General features: G+C 73.5%; 4 protein-coding genes and 1 pseudogene. 3 read left to right on the plus strand and 2 right to left on the minus strand.

Going from position 1 to position 5,199, the window contains the following annotated elements:
* Positions 1–1,156 (minus strand): annotated as a pseudogene (locus tag ACE3Q3_RS22695) (hypothetical protein); the annotation flags it as partial.
* Between the two features lie 165 nt (positions 1,157–1,321).
* Here ACE3Q3_RS22695 and ACE3Q3_RS22700 point away from each other — a divergent pair.
* The 3 genes from ACE3Q3_RS22700 (at position 1,322) to ACE3Q3_RS22710 (ending at position 4,079) form a co-directional block, all read left to right on the plus strand.
* Positions 1,322–2,344, plus strand: coding sequence for an ABC transporter substrate-binding protein (locus ACE3Q3_RS22700; protein ID WP_374449858.1), 1,023 nt, complete (start codon positions 1,322–1,324; stop codon positions 2,342–2,344).
* Between the two features lie 115 nt (positions 2,345–2,459).
* Positions 2,460–3,218 (plus strand): ABC transporter permease, encoded by a 759-nt coding sequence (locus ACE3Q3_RS22705; protein ID WP_374449860.1) that lies wholly within the window; start codon positions 2,460–2,462, stop codon positions 3,216–3,218.
* 6 nt (positions 3,219–3,224) lie between these two features.
* Complete coding sequence (locus ACE3Q3_RS22710; RefSeq protein WP_374449862.1) at positions 3,225–4,079, plus strand: ATP-binding cassette domain-containing protein; 855 nt, start codon at positions 3,225–3,227, stop codon at positions 4,077–4,079.
* Here the strand turns inward: ACE3Q3_RS22710 and ACE3Q3_RS22715 are convergent.
* On the minus strand, positions 4,037–5,155 hold the full coding sequence (locus tag ACE3Q3_RS22715; RefSeq protein ID WP_374449863.1) for a CaiB/BaiF CoA transferase family protein: 1,119 nt from the start codon (positions 5,153–5,155) through the stop codon (positions 4,037–4,039). The two genes, ACE3Q3_RS22710 and ACE3Q3_RS22715, sit on opposite strands and share 43 nt — an antisense overlap.
* Positions 5,156–5,199 lie beyond the last annotated feature (44 nt).

A 5,199-nucleotide genomic window follows, 5' to 3' on the forward strand; every position in this document is an offset into this window, starting at 1 on the left:
GCGGGTGGACCTGCACGACCTCGCCGGCCGCCGGCACGTCGGCCGGGGATCGGCCGCACTCGGCGAGGTAGCGCTCCGCCAGTGCCTCGATGCGGATCGGCGCCAGCGGAAAGCCGAGGTCGAGCGGACCGCGCCGCGGGTCGCGGTTCTCCGCCTCGACGAGCCCGGCGATCGTCGTGCGGCCGTCGCCGGTGACCGTCACCGGCAGGCGCAGGCAGGCGGCGATCACCTCGCCGTCCAGCACCAGCACCCGGTACTCGTTGCCGGGAATGTAGGTCTCGGCGACGATCGGCTGCTCGAAGCTGCTGGAGTGGGCGAAGGCGGCGGCGATGTCCTCGGCGCGGTAGACGATGCGCATCCCCTGCATCTCGCGCAGCGCCGTCGGCTTCAGCACCAGCGGCAGGCCGAGCCGCGGCAGCGCCGCCTCCACCTCCGCGGCGCTCGCCACCCGCAGCTGCAGGGGCGCCGGCAGCCCGGCGCGCCGCAGGGTGAGGTTGCCGCTGCGCTTGTTGCCGGCGATCGAGGTTGCCAGGACCGAGGTGCGCCAGGTCACCGAGGCGTCGAACCGGCGCCCGTAGCGCCCCTCGCCGAGGAGGAGGACATGTGATGCCGGGGTGAACACCCGCCACGGGATGCCGCGCGCCTCGGCGGCGGCGGCGATGAACTTGCGCGACGACTTCAGCCATTGCGCGCCGTCGGTCTGCGCCTGCAGCAGGCGCTGGCGCATCTGCTCGACCCACTCGTCGGTCGCCGGCGGCATGCCGGCCGCGCGCGACAGGATGCGCATCGCGAAGACGCAGGCTGCCGAGGTCATCTCCGGGCTGCCCATCGCGATCGCGGCATGCCCGCGTGTGTCCTGGCCGAGCGCGGTGCGCTCCAGCGGCGCGACCGGATGCCCGCACCAGTCGAGGAGGAGCCGGGCCAGCCGCTCGACCGCGTCCGGCAGGGTGGCCGGCTCCGGCTCGGCATAGCCGGCGGGCAGCCCGGCCGGCATCATGCGGCGCATCAGATCGAGCGTCGCGATCCACGTCGCCGGGGCATAACCGCCGGCCAGGCGGATCACGAACGCCGATTGCCCCGCCATCCAGTTGGCTCCGAAGAGCCGCGAGCCCTGCAGCGGCCGCGGCGGTCCGGCCGTCGCCGCATTCTCCACCATTCGATCCTCTTCCTCCCGCCGGACAGCCGGGGCCGATTCGCCACGGGCGACTATATACGGGCGCGGCCGCGGCTTGCGCGCCACGGCTCGGGATGGTTGACAGGGCGGGGGCCCTACGGGAGGGTCGACCGGTATCCGATGCGCTGCTCTCGGGGAGGACGAGCCATGACGAGTATCCTCAGGATGGCGGCGGCCGCCATTGCCGCGCTGGCGTGTGCCGGCGCCGCCACGGCGGCCGAAGCGAAATGCGAGGTCGACGGGCCGGTGGTCTTCGGTGCGCTCGACTGGGATTCCGCGGCCTTCCACACCGCGCTCGCCCAGTTCGTCCTCGCCAAGGGCTATGGCTGCAAGGTCGACCAGATCCCGGGCTCGACCATTCCCCTCATCAACGGCCTGGCGCGCGGCGACGTCCAGGTGCTGATGGAGATCTGGTCGAACAACCAGCCCGAAGCCTGGACCAAGGCGGCCGCGGCCGGTCAGGTGCGCGAGCACGGGACCAACTTCCCCGACGCGACGCAGGGCTGGTTCGTGCCGCGCTATGTCGTCGAGGGCGACGCGGCGCCGGCGAAGGGGCTGCGCTCGGTCCGCGACCTGGCGCAGCACAAGGCGGTGTTCCGCGATCCCGAAGAGCCGTCCAAGGGCCGCTTCTACAACTGCGTCGCCGGCTGGCAATGCGAAGTGGTGAACGAGAAGAAGCTGCACGCCTACGGGCTGACGCCGCACTTCACCAACTTCCGGCCGGGCACCGGGGCGGCGCTCGCCGCCGCCGCCGAGAGCGCCGTCAAGCGCCGGCAGCCGATCCTCTTCTACTACTGGGGACCGACCTGGCTCCTCGGCAAGATCGGCGGCGATCTCGTGATGCTCGAGGAGCCGGCCTTCGACCAGGCGGCATGGGACGCGATGACGGCCGAGAAGGACCCGACCAGGGTCACCCGGGCCGTCGCCTACCCCGTCGTCAAGGTCGTGGTCGGGATCAACAGCGCCTTCGCCGACAAGGCACCCGGCATCGCGCGCTTCCTCGACGCCTACGAGACGACGGGGGCGCTGGTGTCCGAGGCGCTGGCGTTCATGCAGGACAGTGGCGGCAAGGCCGAGGATGCCGCGCGCCATTTCCTGAAGACGCACCCCGAGGTCTGGCAGCGCTGGGTGCCGGCGGACGTGGCGGCCCGCGTCAAGGCCGCGCTCTGACCGGTCGGGCGGGCGGAGACCGCGCCTGTTTCCCGATCTCGCAGGGCCGCTTCGGCGCGCCGTCAACGCCGCCGTCGATCACCTGGTCGTCGCCTATGGCGACGGGTTCCAGGCGGTGTCCGACGCGCTGCTGGTGATCCTGGTCGGTCTCGAACAGGCCCTGCGCGCGGTGCCGGCGCCCGTGGTCCTCGCCGCGGCCGCGGGCCTGGCGCTGGCGGCGGGCCGGAGCCTGCGGCTGGCGGCGGCGATGGCGGCGGTGCTGTGGGGCGTCGGCGCCCTCGGCCTCTGGGACCAGGCGATGCAGACGGTGGCGATCGTGCTCGTGTCGGTCGCGATTGCCGTCCTCCTCGGACTGCCGCTCGGCGTGCTGGCGGCGCGGCAGAGGTGGGTCCGCGCCGTGCTCGCGCCCGTGCTCGACCTCATGCAAACGATCCCGTCCTTCGTCTATCTCATCCCGGCGGCGATGCTGTTCGGCCTCGGCAAGGTCCCGGCGATTCTCGCCACCGTCGTCTATGCGACGCCGCCGCTGGTGCGGCTGACCGATCTCGGCATCCGCCAGGTCGACGCGGCCGCGGTCGAGGCGGCGCGCGCCTTCGGAGCGAGCCCGCACCAGCTCCTCTGGGGGGTCGAATTGCCGCTCGCACTCCCTTCCATCATGCAGGGGCTGAACCAGACCGTGATGATGGCCCTCGGCATGGTCGTCATCGCCTCGATGATCGGCGCCCGCGGGGTCGGCGAGACGGTGCTGCTCGGCCTGCAGCGGGGCGACGCGGGGCAGGGATTCGTCGGCGGACTGGGGATCGTGCTGCTGGCGGTCGCCTTCGACCGCATCACCCAGGCCTGGGGGCGGCGCCTTCAGGACCGCGGCACCTGAGCCGCGATGCCGGCGATCGAGATCGAGGGGGTGACGACGATCTTCGGCCCCCGCCCGCGGCGCGCGCTGGCCGCCTGGCGGGCGGGAGCCGGCAAGGCGGAGCTGCTGGCCGGCGGCCATGTGCTGGCGCTGGCGGACGTCTCGCTGTCGGTCGGCGCGGGCGAGTTCTTCGCCGTCATGGGGCTGTCGGGGTCCGGCAAGTCGACGCTGATCCGCCACGTCAACCGCCTGGTCGAGCCGACGGAGGGGCGCATTCGCGTCGACGGGGTCGACGTCGCCGGGCTCGACCGCCGCGGCCTGGAGGCGTTCCGCCGCGGCCGGGTCGCCATGGTCTTCCAGCATTTCGGCCTGCTGCCGCATCGCACGGTGCTGGAGAATGCCGCCTACGGCCTCGAGATCCGCGGCGAGGCGCGGGCGGCGCGCGAGGCCGTGACCCGCGACTGGCTGGGCCGGGTCGGCCTCTCCGGCTACGAGGACCGGCTGCCCCGGGCCCTGTCGGGCGGGATGCGCCAGCGCGTCGGGCTCGCCCGTGCGCTCGCGGTCGGGACGCCCGTCCTGCTCATGGACGAGCCCTTCTCGGCGCTCGATCCCCTGACCCGGGTCGAGCTCCAGGACGAACTCGCCGCCCTCGCGCGGGCGCATTCCCGGACGATCCTCTTCGTGACCCACGATCTCGACGAGGCGGCCCGGCTGGCGGACCGGATCGCGATCCTGCGCGACGGTGCCGTCGTCCAGGTCGGCACCCCCGCGGATATCCTCGAGCGGCCGGCCGACGACCATGTCCGCGCCTTCGTCGGCGCGGTCAGCCGCGCCCGGGGTCAGCCCCCGAGCAGGCCGTTCGCCTCGCCCAGCGCCGGATAGCCGGCCTCGGCCGGGGTCGCCGTCATCTCCGGCACGACCGGGGTCCTGAGGGCCGGCATGCGGCCGCCCAGCCCGTCGAGCAGGCCGCGCGAGAAGAGGCTGCGGCCGACGAAGTGCGGGTCGGCCATCGCCTGCTCCAGGCTGTTGACGACGACGCAGCAGCAGTCGCGGCCGGCGAAGGCGGCCTGCCACTCGGCCGCGGTCCGCGACCGGATGCGGTCGGCGACGATGCGGGCGGCGCCCTCGGGATCGGCCTGGTCGTTGCGCGCGGCGTCCGGCAGGTCGAGGACGTCGCAGAAGATCGACCAGAACCGGTCCTCCAGCGGTGCGGCGGCGACGAACCGGTCGTCGCCGGTGCGGTAGATGCGGTAGCGGGCCCAGCCGCCGGTGACCCGGCCGCCCGCCGGCCGCGGCCATTCGCCGCCGGCGATGCCGTCGCCCATCGCCCAGTACATGAAGGTGAAGAGATTGTCGGTCATGGCGATGTCGAGCCGCCGCCCGGCGCCGGTGCGCTGGCGCTCGGTCAGCGCCAGCAGGATGTTGATGACGGCGGGGTAGGTGCCGCCGGCGATGTCGGCGACCAGCGCCGGCGGCACGACCGGGGCGCCGTCGGGGCCGGCGGCGAGGGCGAGCAGCCCGGTCTCGGCCATGTAGTTGAGGTCGTGGCCGGCGATCTGCGACTTCGGTCCCGCCTGGCCGTAGCCGGTGATGGAGCAGTAGACGAGGCGCGGGTTGCGCTGCGACAGGCGGTCCCAGCCGAGCCCGAGGCGGTCCATGACGCCCGGCCGGAACTGCTCGACGACGACGTCGGCGCGGTCGACGAGCGGCAGCAGCCGGTCGATGGCGCCCGGCGCCTTGAGGTCGATGGCGATCGAGCGCTTGCCGCGGTTGAGGAGGGCGAAATTGGCGCCGCCGTCGCGGCCGAAGGCCGGCGGGTAGGAGCGCATGTCCTCGCCGGTGCCCGGGCGCTCGATCTTCAGCACCGTGGCGCCGGCCTCGGCCAGGATCAGGGTGGCGAGCGGCCCGGGCAGCAGGGTCGAGAAGTCGATCACGGTGATGCCGTCGAGGGGTCCCATGGGCTGGCGGATCCGGTTCGGGGGCGGGGAGGGGCATCCTAGGG

The organism is Allostella sp., from assembly GCF_041913585.1.
Taxonomy (GTDB): domain Bacteria; phylum Pseudomonadota; class Alphaproteobacteria; order ATCC43930; family Allostellaceae; genus Allostella.